Origin of the sequence: Microbacterium alcoholitolerans (assembly GCF_050408615.1) — a bacterium.
Lineage (GTDB): Bacteria > Actinomycetota > Actinomycetes > Actinomycetales > Microbacteriaceae > Microbacterium.
This window is the reverse complement of sequence record NZ_JBNTKD010000001.1, coordinates 2,232,414-2,247,597: the sequence shown is the minus strand read 5'-3', so window position 1 is coordinate 2,247,597 and position 15,184 is coordinate 2,232,414. Positions and strand designations below refer to the sequence as shown.

At 68.9% G+C, this 15,184-nt stretch carries 13 protein-coding genes; 5 read left to right on the top strand and 8 right to left on the bottom strand.

Features of this window, described 5'->3' with window-relative positions:
* Window positions 1–49 precede the first annotated feature (49 nt).
* Window positions 50–1,252 (bottom strand): bifunctional phosphopantothenoylcysteine decarboxylase/phosphopantothenate--cysteine ligase CoaBC, encoded by a 1,203-nt coding sequence (gene coaBC / locus ACQUSX_RS10750; protein ID WP_428929969.1) that lies wholly within the window; start codon window positions 1,250–1,252, stop codon window positions 50–52.
* Between the two features lie 199 nt (window positions 1,253–1,451).
* On the opposite strand from coaBC, the gene ACQUSX_RS10745 reads away from it, so the two are divergent.
* The gene (locus ACQUSX_RS10745) at window positions 1,452–2,150 is read left to right on the top strand and encodes an NRDE family protein (RefSeq protein WP_428906922.1); all 699 of its coding nucleotides are present in this window, start codon (window positions 1,452–1,454) and stop codon (window positions 2,148–2,150) included.
* Window positions 2,151–2,167: 17 nt separating this feature from the next.
* Here ACQUSX_RS10745 and ACQUSX_RS10740 read toward each other — a convergent pair whose 3' ends face one another.
* The gene (locus ACQUSX_RS10740; protein ID WP_428906921.1) at window positions 2,168–3,133 is read right to left on the bottom strand and encodes an HAD family hydrolase; all 966 of its coding nucleotides are present in this window, start codon (window positions 3,131–3,133) and stop codon (window positions 2,168–2,170) included.
* A 62-nt stretch (window positions 3,134–3,195) separates the two neighbouring features.
* On the opposite strand from ACQUSX_RS10740, the gene ACQUSX_RS10735 reads away from it, so the two are divergent.
* Entirely contained in the window at window positions 3,196–4,086 is an 891-nt protein-coding gene (locus tag ACQUSX_RS10735) for a formylglycine-generating enzyme family protein (RefSeq protein WP_428907628.1), read from the top strand.
* A gap of 132 nt (window positions 4,087–4,218) precedes the next feature.
* Window positions 4,219–4,593 (top strand): SHOCT domain-containing protein, encoded by a 375-nt coding sequence (locus ACQUSX_RS10730; RefSeq protein ID WP_428906920.1) that lies wholly within the window; start codon window positions 4,219–4,221, stop codon window positions 4,591–4,593.
* A gap of 34 nt (window positions 4,594–4,627) precedes the next feature.
* On the opposite strand, the gene ACQUSX_RS10725 is transcribed toward ACQUSX_RS10730, so the two are convergent.
* Window positions 4,628–5,848: a glycosyltransferase gene (locus ACQUSX_RS10725; RefSeq protein ID WP_428906919.1), complete on the bottom strand. Its 1,221-nt coding sequence runs from the start codon at window positions 5,846–5,848 to the stop codon at window positions 4,628–4,630.
* A 123-nt stretch (window positions 5,849–5,971) separates the two neighbouring features.
* Between ACQUSX_RS10725 and ACQUSX_RS10720 the strand changes: the two genes are divergently transcribed.
* Window positions 5,972–6,556: a hypothetical protein gene (locus tag ACQUSX_RS10720; RefSeq protein ID WP_428906918.1), complete on the top strand. Its 585-nt coding sequence runs from the start codon at window positions 5,972–5,974 to the stop codon at window positions 6,554–6,556.
* An 18-nt stretch (window positions 6,557–6,574) separates the two neighbouring features.
* Here the strand turns inward: ACQUSX_RS10720 and ACQUSX_RS10715 are convergent, their stop codons facing one another.
* Window positions 6,575–7,147 (bottom strand): dihydrofolate reductase family protein, encoded by a 573-nt coding sequence (locus ACQUSX_RS10715; RefSeq protein WP_428906917.1) that lies wholly within the window; start codon window positions 7,145–7,147, stop codon window positions 6,575–6,577.
* A 71-nt stretch (window positions 7,148–7,218) separates the two neighbouring features.
* Here ACQUSX_RS10715 and ACQUSX_RS10710 point away from each other — a divergent pair, with 71 nt between their 5' ends.
* The gene (locus ACQUSX_RS10710; RefSeq protein ID WP_428906916.1) at window positions 7,219–7,785 is read left to right on the top strand and encodes a TetR/AcrR family transcriptional regulator; all 567 of its coding nucleotides are present in this window, start codon (window positions 7,219–7,221) and stop codon (window positions 7,783–7,785) included.
* Between the two features lie 48 nt (window positions 7,786–7,833).
* On the opposite strand, the gene ACQUSX_RS10705 is transcribed toward ACQUSX_RS10710, so the two are convergent.
* The 4 genes from ACQUSX_RS10705 to ACQUSX_RS10690 form a co-directional block, all read right to left on the bottom strand.
* Window positions 7,834–9,246 carry a glycoside hydrolase family 1 protein gene (locus ACQUSX_RS10705; RefSeq protein WP_428906915.1) on the bottom strand — a complete coding sequence of 471 codons (1,413 nt, stop codon included), beginning with the start codon at window positions 9,244–9,246 and terminating at the stop codon, window positions 7,834–7,836.
* A gap of 149 nt (window positions 9,247–9,395) precedes the next feature.
* On the bottom strand, window positions 9,396–11,027 hold the full coding sequence (locus ACQUSX_RS10700) for a fucose isomerase (protein ID WP_428906914.1): 1,632 nt from the start codon (window positions 11,025–11,027) through the stop codon (window positions 9,396–9,398).
* Window positions 11,028–11,049: 22 nt separating this feature from the next.
* Complete coding sequence (locus ACQUSX_RS10695) at window positions 11,050–13,617, bottom strand: GH116 family glycosyl hydrolase (protein ID WP_428906913.1); 2,568 nt, start codon at window positions 13,615–13,617, stop codon at window positions 11,050–11,052.
* On the bottom strand, window positions 13,614–15,107 hold the full coding sequence (locus ACQUSX_RS10690) for an FGGY-family carbohydrate kinase (protein WP_428906912.1): 1,494 nt from the start codon (window positions 15,105–15,107) through the stop codon (window positions 13,614–13,616). The genes ACQUSX_RS10695 and ACQUSX_RS10690 overlap by 4 nt, the downstream gene beginning before the upstream one ends.
* Window positions 15,108–15,184: the final 77 nt, after the last annotated feature.

Here is a 15,184-nt window from a genome sequence, read left to right as displayed (position 1 = left end):
TTGAGTTGTGTTGACTCAAGTTTAGCAGGTGGACGTCCGGGCATCCACGTCACACGTTCGCCGCGATGACGTCCCAGATTGCGTCTGCGACGACGCGCTTCGAGCCGGATGCTGTCAGCACGACCTCGCCGTCGTCGCCGACGACCTGCACCGCGTTCTCGGGCGTCTCGAAGCCGCGGTCCCACCCGACCTCGTTGACCACGAGCAGATCGACGCCCTTGCGCTCTCGCTTGCGGCGAGCGCGGGCGAGCAGCTCGTCCTCGTCGCGGGCGGTCTCGGCGGCGAAGGCCACCACGACCTGACCCGGCTGGCGGCGGGCGGCGAGTCCTGCGACGATGTCCTCCGTCTCGACGAGCTCGATGGTCTCGAGGCCACCGGCTTCCTTGGTGAGCTTGCCCGCCGACACCTCGGCCGGGCGGTAGTCGGCGACCGCGGCGGCCATCACGATGACGGTGGCATCGTCGGCGACGCGGCGCATCGTCTCACCGAGCTCGGCGGCGGTTCCGGCGCGCTCGACGCGGATGAGCGGATGCCACGTGGCATCCGACAGCACCGAGTCGTCGATGTTCGACGCGACCAGCACCACCTCGGCACCGCGGTCGGCGGCGGCGCGCGCCAGGGCGACGCCCTGCCGCCCGCTGGATCGGTTGCCGAGGTAGCGCACGGGGTCCAGCGGCTCACGCGTGCCACCGGCGGAGACGACGACGCGGAGTCCGTCCAGGTCGCTCTCGCCGACCAGTGCGAGCGCTGCGTCGACGATCTGCTCCGGCTCCAGCATCCGGCCCGGCCCGCTGTCGCCGCCGGTGAGCTCACCCGCATCCGGACCGAGGATGGTTACACCGCGCGAGCGCAGCGTGGCGATGTTCGCCTGGGTCGACGCGTGCTGCCACATCTCGGTGTGCATCGCCGGGGCGATCGCCACCGGTGCGGTCGAGGCCAGCAGCGTGGTCCCCAGCAGATCGTCGGCGAGCCCGGCTGCCATCTTCGCGATCGTGTTCGCAGTGGCGGGAGCGACGATGATCAGCTCGGCCGCCTGTCCGAGCGCGACGTGGCGCACCTGCGCGACGTCCTCGTGCACGCTCGTCGTGACCTGATTGCGACTGATCGCCTCCCAGGTCGGCAGCCCGACGAAGCGCAGGGCGTCATCGGTGGGAACGACCGTCACCTCATGACCGGCCTTGATGAGCAGGCGCACGAGGTGCACCGTCTTGTACGCGGCGATGCCGCCTGTGACTGCGACCACGATGTTCACGTCTCCGATTCTGCCCCAGTGGGCGGCGCGACGTCGGGTTCTGTCAGCGCTCTGCGCGAATGCCACGCCACAACTCCGGAGAAATCTGCGGTCCGGTGTGCACCCGGGCGCTAATCGGAGCGACGAGCGACAGATCTCCGGAGTTGCGGCGGGCGAGCGAATGTGAGAGGGCCGATCAGCCGCCCATAGACTCAGACCCATGTGCACTGTCGTGATCGATGTCGAACCCGGTGCGGCGCGACTGCTGGCGGTGCGCGACGAGGATCCGCAGCGCGACTGGGATGACCTCGGCGCGTGGTGGCCCGGGCGGTACCCGGGCGTGATCGGCATCCGCGATCGTCGCGCCGGCGGTGCGTGGCTCGCGTTCGACCCCGCCACCCGGCGCCTGGCGGTGCTGCTCAACCGCGCCGATCTGCTCGATCTGCCGGAGAGCGAACTGGAATCCCGCGGAGGGCTGGTGCTCGAGTCCGTCGCCGGGCGCTCACCGCAGCCGCCCGTGCGAACGCACGGCTTCAACCTGCTCGAGGTGACGCCCGATGCCGCGCGCGTGCTCACCTGGGACGGCACCGCCCTGCGCGAGAGCGCCGTCGCTCCCGGCGTGCACATGATCGCCCACGACGACCTCGACGATCAGGCCACACCGCGCATCGAGAAGTGGCTGCCCCGGTTCCGCGCCGAGGCGCGGGAGACGTCGGATGCCACGGATTGGGCATCGCACTGGATCGGCCTGCTCGCCGAGACCGCCTCGCTCGACCCGGCCGACGACCGCGCGATCATCCGCGACAACAACCCGCACGGCTACCCGACCATGTCGCTGCTGTACTGCACGGCCGAGCTCACCGCAGAGCACGCCGATGTCGGCTCGCACATCCTGCCGCGGCCCGGCCACTGGACCTGAGCGGAATCAGCCCCGGATCACTCCGCAGCAGCCACCGGATCGTGCGCCGGGAACACCTGTGACCAGTCCTCCGCGATGCTGATCACGGTGACGTCGTCCGCGGCGAGCGCATTCTCGGCGCCCTTGTCGTACGGCTGGTCGCCGCGGCCGGAGTGGTCGTCGTGGTGCACGAGCAGGGCGAGGCCCCGGCGTGACTGGTCGGCGCCGACCGCGAACTGCAGCATGGGCAGGTCGCCGTTGGAGTTGCCACACGCCAGCAGCGGGCGCCGACCGATCCGGCTCCAGATCCGCACCGGCTTCATCGGCCCGTCGTCGAAGAACTCGAGCCCCGCTGTATAGCGCACCTTCCGGGCATCCTCGTCGTAGGTCAACCCGAACGCCGAGCCGACCACGCGCTCGGGCGGGACGCCGTAGTACTCCTCGGTGACGTTGCGCATGAAGTCGCGTTCCCCGCCCGAGACGATGTAGCAGGTGAAGCCGTGGCTCTCGAGGTATCTCATCAGCTCGCGCATCGGCTCGTATACGACCCGGGAGTAAGGCACGTCGAGCACGGGGTGGCGCACGTCGCGGAAGAACTCGTTGACGGATGCCGCGTAGGCGTCGACATCCACGCCGTCGGTCATTCCGACCAGCGAGGCGATCATCGTCTTCAGATCGGAGTCATCGCCGAGGTAGTGCTTCTCGACGGCGCCGCCGATCCACGACAGGTCTCCCGTCACCGCAGCCTTGAACGGCTGCTTCTCGGCCAGCGACGGATCTTCCTTCGCGGCCGCCTGCCACTGACCGATCACGTAGTGCAGCTGCACGACGAGCGGCTTCTCCGACCAGAGCGTCCCGTCGTTGTCGAAGACGGCCACCCGCTCGGCGACGGGCACCGGGTCGGGGCCGGTGGCGACCGATTCGACGAACTCGATGATGGTCCGCCGGGTGGGCGTGTCGTTCCACGAGGGAAGGGGCGTGATGTGTCCTTCAGCCGGGTTCATCCCTGCATCATGGCATCCGAGTGCGCACTACGGTAGATCTCATGGCGGATGACGGGCGCGAGATGGTGCTGATCCCGGGCGGCACGTTCCGAATGGGCTCCGAGGAGTTCTACCCCGACGAGCGGCCGGTGCACGAGCGCCGCGTGGCGGCCTTCCACATCGACCGGTTCGCTGTCACCAACGCCAAATACGCCGCCTTCGTCGATGCCACCGGGTACGTCACCGTTGCCGAGCGGCCGCTCGATCCGGCCGTCTATCCCGGTGTCGCCCCGGAAGACCTGCTGCCCGGCGCCATGGTCTTCACCCCGACGCGCGGACCGGTCGATCTGCGCGACTGGCGTCAGTGGTGGCGGTGGGAGACGGGGGCGCACTGGCGCCGACCGTTCGGCCCGACGTCGTCGATCGACAAGCGGATGGATCATCCCGTCGTGCACGTCGCCTTCGAGGATGCCATCGCCTACGCCGACTGGGCGGGCAAGCGACTTCCCACTGAGGCCGAGCACGAGTATGCGGCGCGAGGCGGCGCGGACGGCAGCCGGTTCGCGTGGGGCGATGAGCCCTATCCGAGCGGTCGCGCGCTCGCGAACTCCTGGCTCGGACGCTTCCCGTACGACAACCGCGGTGTGGGCGGAACCGCGCCCGTCGGCTCGTATCCGGAGAACGGGTACGGGCTGTTCGACATGATCGGGAACACCTGGGAGTGGACGAGCGACTTCTACGCCCCGCGTCACATCCTGCCCTCGGACAAGCCGGTGGATGCCGGCCGGCGCACCAACCTCCTGGCTGCCGCGAGCAGGGAAGAGGGCCAGCAGATCCCGCGCCGGGTGCTCAAAGGCGGGTCCTTCCTGTGCTCGCCGGACTACTGCCTGCGCTTCCGCCCGGCGGCGCGCTCACCCCAGGCTGAGGACACGGGCATGTCGCACGTCGGATTCCGCCTTGCGAAGGATGCCTGAGCTCCGCGACGAAATCGTCTCACCCGCAACGGGTGAAACAGCACCCGACACGGCTCTCCTTCTGGCGCCCGGAGCGCGAAAGCCGCCATCATGACAGTGTTGCCTGTTCTCCCCCGAGAAAGGAAAGACACAATGGGGTTCTGGGATTTCTTCTGGTACATGATCTGGGCGTTCTTCTTCATCGCCTACCTGATGGTGCTGTTCTCCATCATCGGCGACATCTTCCGCGACCATAAGCTCAACGGCTGGCTCAAGGCGGTCTGGGTGATCTTCCTGATCTTCCTGCCGTTCCTGACCGCGCTCGTCTACCTGGTCGCACGCGGTCAGGGCATGGCTGAGCGCAGCGCGGCATCCGCTCGGGAGGCGCGGAATGCGACCGACGCGTACATCCGCCAGGCCGCCGGCAAGAGTCCGTCCGACGAGATCGCCGATGCCGCGAAGCTGCTGACGGCCGGCACCATCACGACCGAGGAGTACGAGAAGCTCAAGGCCAAGGCACTGGCCTGATCCGACACGTCTCCCGACGAGCCGCTGCCCGAGGTCACTCGGGCAGCGGCTCGTCGCGGTAGAGGGCCTCGAACGTGTCGAGGGTGCGGTTGATGTCGTGCACGGCGACGCCGTCGAGCGATGCCCGCTGCATCCGCTCGTATTCCTCAGGAGAGGCGGTGAGCACTCGCGTGAGCTTCTCGGCGAGATCGTCGACGTTGCCCGGTTCGAAGAGGTACCCGTTCTCGCCGTCGTGGACGAGGTGCGGCAGCGCGACGGCGTCGGCGCCGACGACGGGGAGGGCGGATGCCATCGCCTCCATTGTCACGATGGACTGCAGCTCGGCGATCGAGGCGATCGCGAACACGGATGCCCGGGAGTAGAGCTCTCGAAGCTCCTCATCCGTGACGCGACCGTGGAAGGTCACGCGGTCGCTCAGCCCGAGCTGGGCGGTCAGGCTCTCCAGCGCCTTGCGCTGGTCGCCGCCGCCGGCGATGTCGAAGGTGACGTTCAGCGCCGGGTCGAGCTTGGTCATCGCCTGCAGCACGACGTCGACGTGCTTCTCGCCGGTCAGGCGGCCGACGAACAGGATGCGGTTCTGCGCGCGCGGTCCGACGACCGGCGTGTAGTTGCGCCGGTCGATGCCGCACGAGATCGGCACGACGCCGTCGATGTCGATCGTGCGCTCGAGGAAGTCGGCGGCCCTGCGAGTGGGCGTCGTCACGGCGCGGGTCATGCCGAAGGTGCGGGCGGCGTCGGCCCACGCGAGCTTGAGCACGATCCGGTTGAGGAAGTCCGGCATGGTGGTGTGGTCGAGGATGTTCTCAGCCATGACGTGGTTCGTCGCGATGATCGGGATGCCGCGCTGATTCGCGATGCGGGTGAGGCCGCGGCCGATGACGATGTGCGACTGGATGTGCACGATGTCGGGCTGGACGCTGCCGAGCACCTTGCGGGCGTAGTGCTTGGAGCGCCACGGCCAGATGAAGCGCAGCCAGTCGTGCGGCAGCCAGCGCACGGCCGGCAGGCGATGCATCGTGAGCGGCTCGCCTTCGATGATCTCGGTGTGCACGGGCGAGCGGCGGTACGCGGTGTTGGGGGCGACGACGTGCACGTCGTGTCCCCGCTGCACGAGGCCGGCGGCGAGACGCTCGGCGAAGCGCGCGGCGCCGTTGATATCGGGCGCGAACGTGTCGCAGCCGATGAGGATCTTCAGGGGACGTCCGGGTTCCGCAGAGCCCGCCGAGGCGGGCTGGCCGTCAGGGGAAGATGTCACGGGGGATGCTGCCTATCTGTAGCGCTGAGCGCAGGCAACTCTACCCGAGAGGACTGCGACGGGCCGGTTGCCTGGCCGCGACGCTCTCAGCCTGATCCACGCGTGCTCGCGTAGCGTGTGATCATGCGCCTGACCTCTTCCGCCGATCCCGCCCTGTGGATTCCCGTGACCGGGTCGCTCGGTCTGCGCGGGCGTCGGCACCGCAAGGCCGCGATTCGGATGCTGATGGCGCAGGCGAACACGTCGATCGGGCGCGACGGGGTGCCGGGCTCGCGCGTGGGCGCGTGGCTGGCCAGTCAGGCCATCCCGCTGGCGATGCGCAAGGCCGACGGCCGGGTGCTGGCCTGGACGTGGAAGGCCGAGCCCGAACTGGTCGTGGCCATGGCGACAGTGCAGGAGCTGACTCCGCAGCTGCGCATGGCACGGGCATCCATGCCGATGGAGTACGACGACACCGAGAGCTTCCCGACGCCGCTGGGCGTGGGCGAGAAGCTCATGATGCCGATGCCACCGAACCCGGCATCCCCGCCGTCGGCGAACTACACCTGGGACACCGGGACGCACCTGATCACGCTGAACGTCGTGTGCAGCGATCGCGAGCGGTTCGGAACACTCGAGAGTGCGCTGGATGATCTGGCGCGCAGCATCCGCATCGCGGACGATCTCACCTCCGGTGAGTCGAACGTGCTGCGCCTGCCGCCGGCCTGACCGGCACTTCCCCGCGGCTCAGCCGCGCTCGTACTCGGCGAGCACGAGGCCGGATTCGTAGGGCGTGATCACCGGCGCACGCCACCGCTCGGGCGCATAGCCGCCCTCTGCGAACAGCGGGATGCCACCGCCGAACAGCACGGGATTGCGCTTCAGCGCGAGTCGGTCGATCTCATCGCGCAGCGTCGCGGCCAGCGCGCCGCCGCCGCAGAGCCAGATTCCCTTCCCGGATTCGGCCTTGAGCGCGCGCACCACCTCGACCGGGTCGCGGTCGGTGAATTCCACCCCGTCTGCGCCCTCGGGCGCCGTGTGTTCGCGGGTGAACACGATCTGACGGAGGTGGGAATACGGACTCGGATGGTCGGGCAGCCCGACGGCGTAGGTGTTCCACCCCATCAACACCGAGTCGAACGGACCGCCGTCGATGGGCAGTCCGATGGCGTCGGCCATGGCTGTGTTCACCGCGCCGACGTACTTCTCGCCGACGGCGGCGGGGTGGCTTCCTTCGAAGACGAAGCCGTCGAACTGCCCGTCGGGTCCGGCGATGAACCCGTCGATCGTGACGGCCGCGTAGTAGGTGAGTTCTCGCATCTGATTCCAATCACTACAGGTGGTGTGGTTACAGACTACAACAGGTGAAGTGGTTGAGCTAGTGTCGAGTCATGGCGAAGAACGATGCGAGGCGGAATGCGCTGACCGACGCGGGCATCGCCGTGCTGGCCCGTGAGGGCTCGCGAGGCCTGACCCACCGTGCGATCGATGCGGAAGCGGAGGTGCCGGTCGGCACGACGTCGAACTACTTCCGCAGCCGCGAGGCCCTCCTGCACGGCCTTCTCAAACGGATCGGCGCCCGGCTGGCACCGACCAGCCAGGATCTCGAGGCACGGGCATCCGATCCGCCGTCGCGAGAGCTGTTCGCGGCGTACACGCGCGATATCGTGCGACGGCTGACCGCCCAGCGCGAGGTGACTCTGGCGCTCTTCGAGCTGCGCCTTGAGGCCGCCCGTCGGCCCGACCTCGCCGAGGCGCTCGGAGCCTGGCAGCGCGCCGGGTTCGACGCCGACGTCGCGTTCAACACCGCCGCGGGTCTGCCCGGTGGCCGACGAGAGATCGCCCTGTTCCACTATGCGATCGAGGGACTGGTCTTCGATCGGCTCACCTCATCGATCGATCCCGAGGGCTCGACCGATGATGCGGTCGACGCGTTCGTGCAAGGACTGCTGCCCTGATCGCCCGTGGGGTCAGCGGCGGCGGTCGACGACTGGTCGCGCTTAGGGTCAGTCGCGGGCGCGCAGCGCGCTCTGCAGCCAGCGGTACGACGCCTTCGGGGTCCGCTTCAGTGTGTCGAAATCGACGTGCACGATACCGAAGCGCTGGGTGAATCCGGCCGCCCATTCCCAGTTGTCCAGCAGCGACCAGACGAACAGCCCGCGCAGGTCGAGACCCTCTGCCGGTCCGCCCGGCGCCACTGCGTCGAGAGCGGCGCCGAGGTGCGCGGCGAGGTAGTCGATGCGAGCATGGTCGTCGACGGCGCCGGTCGCAGCGTTCACTTCGTCGGCGAAGCTCGCGCCGTTCTCAGTGATGTAGACCGGCGGCAGCACCTCGCCATAGCGCTCGTGCACCTCGGCGAGCGCGGTGGCGAAGAACTGCGGTGCGACCGGCCAGCCGAATCCCGTGGTCGGGAACTCGTCGAAGTCCTCGAGTCGGAACGGCAGGTCCGCCATGGCGTCGCTGGTGCCATCCGGGCTATCACCCGAACCTGCGCCGGCGGCGACGCGTGTGGGCATGTAGTAGTTGAGTCCGTAGAAGTCGAGCGGCTGTGAGATGACGGAGAGGTCGGCGGCGGGCACCTCCGCGAAGGCCCCGAACAGCGGCGCGAGCTCGTCAGGCACGTGCGGGTAGTGACCGAGCAGCACCGGGTCGGCGAAGACGCGGTTGTGCACCACGTCGAACAGTGCGGCCATCATGGCATCGTCTGGGCTGTCGGTGGCGGGCACGACGGGGGTGTGGACGTTCGTGATGCCGATCTGGCCGTCCACGCCTGCGGCGCGCAGCGCCTGCACGGCGAAGCCGTGACCGAGCAGCTGGTGGTGCACGGTCGGCAGGGCGTCGAAGAGCAGGGTCTGCCCCGGTGCGTGCAGCCCGAGAGCGTAGCCGTTGAGTGTCACGGTGGCGGGTTCGTTGATCGTGATCCACGCGGTGACGCGGTCGCCGAAGCGCTCCCCCACGAGCGCTGCGAACTCGCCGAGGCGGTGCGCGGTGTCGCGGGCGAGCCAGCCGTGCTCGTACTCGACCGGGATGTCCCAGTGCGAGATGGTGACGAACGGAGAGATGCCGGCCTTGTGCAGCTCGTCGAGCAGCCGGTCGTAGAACGCGACGCCCTCGGGATCCAGCGGCCCGGTGCCGTGCGGCTGCAGCCTCGTCCACCCGAGCGAGAGCCGGTAGGCGTCGGCTCCCAGATCGGCCATCAGACGCACGTCCTCGGCGTGGCGGTGGAAGTGGTCGGCGGCCACCGCGGTGCTGGATCCGTCGAGGATCCTTCCGGGCTGTGCGCTGAAGGCATCCCACGTGCTGGGCGTGCGGCGGCCGACGTCCGCTGCGCCCTCGATCTGCGCCGCGGCGGTGGCGGTTCCGATCACGAAGCCGCGCGGAAGGCGGCGGCCGAGCTGCTCCGCGCTTGGGTGAGGCATCATCGTCTCCCTGGGTCGGGTCCCTGCGCGTCCACCCTACCTAGCCTGCCCTCCCTCCCTCCGCCGAGACCCCCAGTTCGCCGCGAGACCCCCACGTGCAGGCGACTGCACGTGGGGGTCTCGGCGACAGGAAGGGGTCTCGGCGGACGTCAGATCTTCACGTCACCCACCAGGTTCACCTTGATGCCCATGCCGTCGAACATCGCGGCCTTGGCGATCAGCGCCTTGTCAGCCGTCTCGGCGTCGGGCGCGTAGACGAGCTGCGCGTGGTTGGCCTTGTGGCGGGCCATGAACTGGTCACGGCTCTGACCGTGCAGCACGACGTGCGCGATCGGCCACTCCTCGTTGGTCGCGGCCTTGCGGCGCTGCGTCTCGTCCTCGGGCAGCTCGATGACGGATGCCCGGAAGATGTCCGCCTGCAGCACGCCGTCGGCGATGAACACGCGGCTCAGCACCACTTCGCCGGGCTTCGAGACGCCGTTGAGTGTCGCGCCGCCGGCGGGGAAGAAGACGTGCCCCTGGCGCCAGCCCTCGGCCTTGTCCCAACCGCCGAGGTGCGAGGCGGGAACCGAGCCCGAGATCTCGTAGGCCCAGACGAACTGTCCGTCATACTCCTCGCCCCAGCGCACGTCGTGCAGCGTGTTGTCGGGCACGAGGCCCATCGCGCGCCAGACGCGGTCGGTGACGAGCGCGTCGACGGCGACGCCCTCGTCGGCCTCGTTGAAGTGCGGGAACGCGCGGCCCTCGTGCAGCACGCGCGAGCCGTCGCGGCTGGTCACCGGCGGACGCTGGGTGGAGTTCAGGATGCCCTCGGCGAGGTCGGATGCCGGAACCAGGTCCTTCAGTCCCTGCTGGTATTGGATGCCGACAGCATCCAATCCGAAGTCATCGGCGATCCGCAGGGCGGCGATGTACATCTTCATCTGCCACTGCACCTGCTCGCGGGTGAGCTCGGTCGTGCCGTCTTCGCCGAAGTTGAACGTCATGCCGTTCTCGACCAGCCAGTCGAAGGCTGCGTCGGCCTCGGAGTCCTTGACCTCGAGCATCTCGGCGTACAGGGCGGACTGCGACAGGCGCTCCTTGTAGATGCCGGTGTGGTTGAGCAGCTCGTCGTCGAAGATGGCGTTGTACATGCCCATGCAGCCTTCGTCGAAGACGCCGATGATGGCCTTCTCGTCGAGCAGCTGCGCGGCGAGTGCCTCGCCGAGCTGCTTCTCAGGGCTATCGGGCAGGGCGGGCAGTGCGCGCACGTGGGAGTCGTCGTGCACGATGGCGCCGGTCTCGGTCCATTCGCGGATGCCGTTCGTGAACCACTCGTCGGTGAAGTCGACCGACCAGGTGGTGGCGTAGGGCTTGCCCATCTTGGTGAGGCCGGCGTTCAGACCGAGAAGCCCGACAAGCCCGGGCCAGTCGCCGGCGAAGTTGGCGACCGTGAGGATTGGACCCTGGTGGCTGCGCAGGCCTGCGAGCACGTGGTGCGAGTACTGCCAGTTGGCGATGGCGACGACCAGCGGTGCGTCAGTGGGGATGCTCTTGAAGACCTCCATGCCCATGCGCTGGCTCGAGATGAAGCCGTGGCCGGTGGCCGGGTCGACCCCGAACGGGCGGATGACGCTCCAGCCGAGACCCTCGAGCACGCCGGTGACGCCGGTCTCGAGCGCGACCTGGGTCGGCCAGCCGGCGATGTTGGCCGATTCGCGCAGGTCGCCCGAAGTGATCAGGTACGCGGTCTTCGGCGCGGATGCCGGGCGCGGGGCGGGGGTCGGGAGGGTGTAGCTCATGATGTTCTCCGTTGTGAGGGGGTCAGTTCGTGGGGGCCGTATGGGATCGACCGGCGCCGAGCCGGATCTGCTGCGCGACGACCTCGTCATCGAGCACGAGCTGTGCGACGTCGAGTTCACCGCCGTCGACGTGAAGGGTGATCGAATCGTCGTCGATGTCGACGCGCCCCCAGGCCTCGCCAGTGGTGAAGAGGAAGCGCTGCGGACGATCGGCCGAGACAGGTTCGAATGCGAGCGTGCGCGTGACACCGTCCCACTGCGCACCGGTCGCCGCGATCAGCAGCGCCCACGATGCGAGCGATCGGGCGTAGTGGTTGCCGCATTCGATCTCGTTCCAGGGATTCCGGTGCACGCCGTCGTACCGTGCGCGAAGCGTCCGCTCGATGCTCAGCGCGTCGTCGACCATGCCGGCGAAGAGCATCGTCGCCGCGACCTGATGCTCGATGCCGGTCCACACCTCGTCGGCGTACACGAACGGAAGCACGGGACGGCCGCCCTGCGGCCAGGAGGCCAGCAGCAAGCCGCCCTCGTCGTTGAGCGCGTACACCCGCTGAGTGCTCTCGTGGTGACGGAGGTCGGATCGATGATTGTGACGAATGATCGCGGCAAGGGCGGAGGTGACGTGATCTCTGGGGAGCAGTTCGCCGAGTCCGCCGAGGTACGCATGGAACTGGCCGAGCAGCTGATCCGACAGCACGCCGTCGCCGTACTGATACCGATGCCCATCGAGGTCGTCGATCACCTGACGGTAGTACTCGCCGTTCCAGAGGGTGCTCTCGAACGCTGCCGCCACATGGTCGGCTCGGTTGCCCCATTCCCGTGCACGGTCCTGCTCGCCGAGGTGCTCGGCCATGCGCGCACCAGCTCGCAGCGCCGCCAGGTACATGCTGTTCGCCAGGGGTTCCGTGCCGTGGAACTCGATGTCGTACGTGTTGTGCAGCTCGCCGTCGAGCAGCCCGTCGCCGTCGCGATCCCATTCCCGGGTCGCGTAGTCGAGCGTGCGCACCGCGGCCGGCCACAGTTCCCGCAGGAACTCGTCGTCGCCCGAGTATCGCCACTCCCGGTGCAGTCGCAGGAAGGTTCCGAGTTGACCGTCGACGGCCGGCCCGATGAACCAGCGCGGTGCGCCCCAAATCCGGTTGCCGCGGAACTTCTGCGCTCCGCTCTCGTCAGTCTCGAGGAGGTACTCTGCTCGTCGCGCGCTGCGCTCAAGGCTCGGAAACAGCCAGGCCGCGGTCTGCGCGTATGACCAGACGTGAGTGCACGTGCCCTCACAGGAGCCCGCGTGATCGAACGATCCCTCCCAGGCGGCGAACACCGGCCCGGTGCCCAGCTCGGGGGTGGGAGACTCGAGCACGAAACACGTCGTCGACCGCAGAGCGGCGATGTTCGCGCCGACCGCTTCGGCGATCACAGGGTCGAGGGAGCCGCCGTAGAGGGCGTCGACGAAGGTGTTCGTCGACGCCTCCAGCCCTGGGAGCTCTCGATGCAGGTGGGTGGCGGCGGCCCAGGCATCGTCCCACAGCGTGGCGTAGTGGTTGCGCACGACCGACGGAAGCTCGGCACGCAAATCAGGAGTTCCGGCCTCGAGAGCATCATCGAAGATGATATGACCGTGCCAGCCGCGGCGGCGGTTCGGAAAGCTCCACGCGAGGACGAACTCGAAGTCGCGCGACTCCCCTGGAGCGAGCGTGTGCACGATACCCAGCGATCCGGTGCGCCCGCGCGGCAGCTTCGCCATCATCTGCTCTTCAGTGAGCGTCTCGTGGGGGTCGGCAGCGGGGTCGGCGAAGAGGCCGCGCGGCTTGTCCTCGAGGGTCAGCCGCGGCTCGGCCGACAGCCGTCCGTCCGCGGTGAGGTCGTCCCAGAACAGTCGGCCGCCATCCGGCCAGTAGCTGGTGACCCACTGCGGCTTGACGGTGACCGAGGTGTCGGTCGTGGTCAGGCTCAGGGTGCCGTAGCCGGGATCGTCCGGGGCGAGGTCGATATCGAAGTCGAGTCCGCGCACCGTGCCCTCGTCGCGCCACCGCACCGACTGGGTGCCCCGCATGCCCCACGGTGCGTCGGGCCCGGGTTCGCCCCGCCCGGCGGTGTGACTCATGCTGCCGACGATCGTCACAGCGACAGGCGCCTCGGTCGGATTCGAGACCCGGTAGCGCAGCACTGCGGCGGGGATGCCCGAGGCGTCGGGGTCGAGCGGAACGAATGGTGTGAACGCGCGCAGCGAGACGTCGACAGGAAGGATGCTGTCGCTGAAGACCACCTCTGCGACGGGATACTCGCCGTAGAGCACCGCGGCGTCCAGACGCGGCAGGCCGGCGAGGTCATCGAAGCTGTAGCCGGCGTCGCGGTCGTGTCGACCGGTCGGACGGGCCTCGAGTACGCGCGTGACCGGGTCGCCACCCTCTGGCGCCGCGTGGATCGCGAAGAACGAACGGGGGTTCGCACGCCCCTTGTCGGGCAGGTTCTCGAACTCCCAATCGCGCAGTTCACCGCGCGCGCCGAGCGAGACGTTGCCCGTGCCGATCCCGCCGAGAGGGAAGGCGGCCGCCTGAGCGGTGTGCGGGATGCCGCGCGTCCGCCGGATCACGACGCACCCGCCCGCTGCACCTCGGCGAGCCCGTGCACGACGTCGCGCGTGCCGGCGTAAAGCTGCAGGTACCGATCGAAGAGCTCGTCGTATACCTTCTTGACCGCAGGGTCGGGCGTGATCGTGTCGGAGGCGGGGTTCCAGGTGTCGATCTGCGGCGTCGCGTCGTCGTCCGCGACGGCGGATGCCGCCAGGAAGGCCGCGCCGTAGCTGGCGCCGATCGTGGTGGCCGGCACTTCTTGGACGAGGCCGGTGGCATCCGACACGATCTGAAGCCAGAGGCGGCCCTGGGTGCCGCCGCCCACGGCGACGATACGGCGGATGTCGGCGCCGGCCGCTCGCATCGTCTCGACGTTGTGCCGCACGCCGAGGGCGGTGGCCTCGAGGGCGCCGCGGTAGAGGTCGCCGCGCCCGTGACGCAGGGTGAGCCCGGCGATCACGCCACGGGCATCCGGGTCCTGGACGGGGGTGCGCTCCCCCGCGAAGTACGGAAGCATCAGCAGCCCTCGTGCGCCGGGGCCGGACTCAGCGGCCTCGGCGAGCAGCTGCGGGTAGTCGGCGTCGGTGAGGTCCTTGAGCCAGCCGGTCAGCGCGCCGGAGGTCGACATGCCGCCGGCGAGGTTGCGGGTGCCGGCGAACGCACCGGCGGTGGTCCACATCGACGGTGTGCGGAGCGTGTCCGCTCCGGTGGCGATGAGGAACATCGTGGTGCCGTACATGAGCATCAGGTCGCCGACGCCGTGTGCGCCGACGCTGACCGCCTCGCTCCACGCGTCGATCGTGCCGGTGATGACCGGGGTGCCGGCCGGGATGCCGGTGAGGTCGGATGCCGCGGACGTGACGGTGCCGGCGATGTCGCCCGCCCAGGTGAGCGGCGGCTGCTCGATGCGGCCGGCGACCTGCTGCCACCACGGCGCGTACCAGCGCTCGTTCTCGATGTCGTACAGCGGCGAGGTCTGGCTGGCCGACTGGTGATCGAGCACGTAGGCGCCGGTGAGCTTGCGGGCCAGCCACGACGCGGGCATGAACAGGCGGGTGGCGCGCGCCCAGGCGTCGGGTTCGTTCTCGGCGACCCAGGCGATCTTGGCACCGGCGGCCTGCGAGGTGAGGGTCGAGCCGCCGACCCTGGTGATCTCTTCTTCGCCGAGCTCGTCGGTCAGGCGGGCGATCTGCGCAGTGGAGCGGGTGTCGACGCCGTAGAGGATCGCTGGGCGCACCGGCTCGTCATTCTCGTCGGCGAGCAGTACGCACGGCCCCATGCCGCTCACGCCGACCGCGACGACCTCGGCATCCGATGAGGCGGCCAGCAGATCGCGCGCGATCTGGATGAACTCGTCCCACCAGATCCCGCCGTCCATCTCGACCCACCCCGAGCGCGGCCGGTCGACCTCGTGCGTGCGCGTCGCGCTGGCGAGGATCGAGCCGTCCTCAGCGACCAGCACGCCTTTGCTGCTCGACGTTCCGATGTCCACCCCAAGGGTGCAGCGCATGTCGTCCTCCTTGGTATGACAAGCTGCCCCCAGCGTACGCGAAATCGATTTCAAGACGCAACCGGATTGCGCCTCGG

Coding starts and splice junctions, on each gene's coding strand:
- ACQUSX_RS10690 (WP_428906912.1), bottom strand. CDS start 15,107: ATGCGCTGCACCCTTGGGGTGGACATCGGAACGTCGAGCAGCAAAGGC.
- ACQUSX_RS10745 (WP_428906922.1), top strand. CDS start 1,452: ATGTGCACTGTCGTGATCGATGTCGAACCCGGTGCGGCGCGACTGCTG.
- ACQUSX_RS10740 (WP_428906921.1), bottom strand. CDS start 3,133: ATGAACCCGGCTGAAGGACACATCACGCCCCTTCCCTCGTGGAACGAC.
- ACQUSX_RS10710 (WP_428906916.1), top strand. CDS start 7,219: ATGGCGAAGAACGATGCGAGGCGGAATGCGCTGACCGACGCGGGCATC.
- ACQUSX_RS10715 (WP_428906917.1), bottom strand. CDS start 7,147: ATGCGAGAACTCACCTACTACGCGGCCGTCACGATCGACGGGTTCATC.
- ACQUSX_RS10720 (WP_428906918.1), top strand. CDS start 5,972: ATGCGCCTGACCTCTTCCGCCGATCCCGCCCTGTGGATTCCCGTGACC.
- ACQUSX_RS10700 (WP_428906914.1), bottom strand. CDS start 11,027: ATGAGCTACACCCTCCCGACCCCCGCCCCGCGCCCGGCATCCGCGCCG.
- ACQUSX_RS10735 (WP_428907628.1), top strand. CDS start 3,196: ATGGTGCTGATCCCGGGCGGCACGTTCCGAATGGGCTCCGAGGAGTTC.
- ACQUSX_RS10705 (WP_428906915.1), bottom strand. CDS start 9,246: ATGCCTCACCCAAGCGCGGAGCAGCTCGGCCGCCGCCTTCCGCGCGGC.
- ACQUSX_RS10730 (WP_428906920.1), top strand. CDS start 4,219: ATGGGGTTCTGGGATTTCTTCTGGTACATGATCTGGGCGTTCTTCTTC.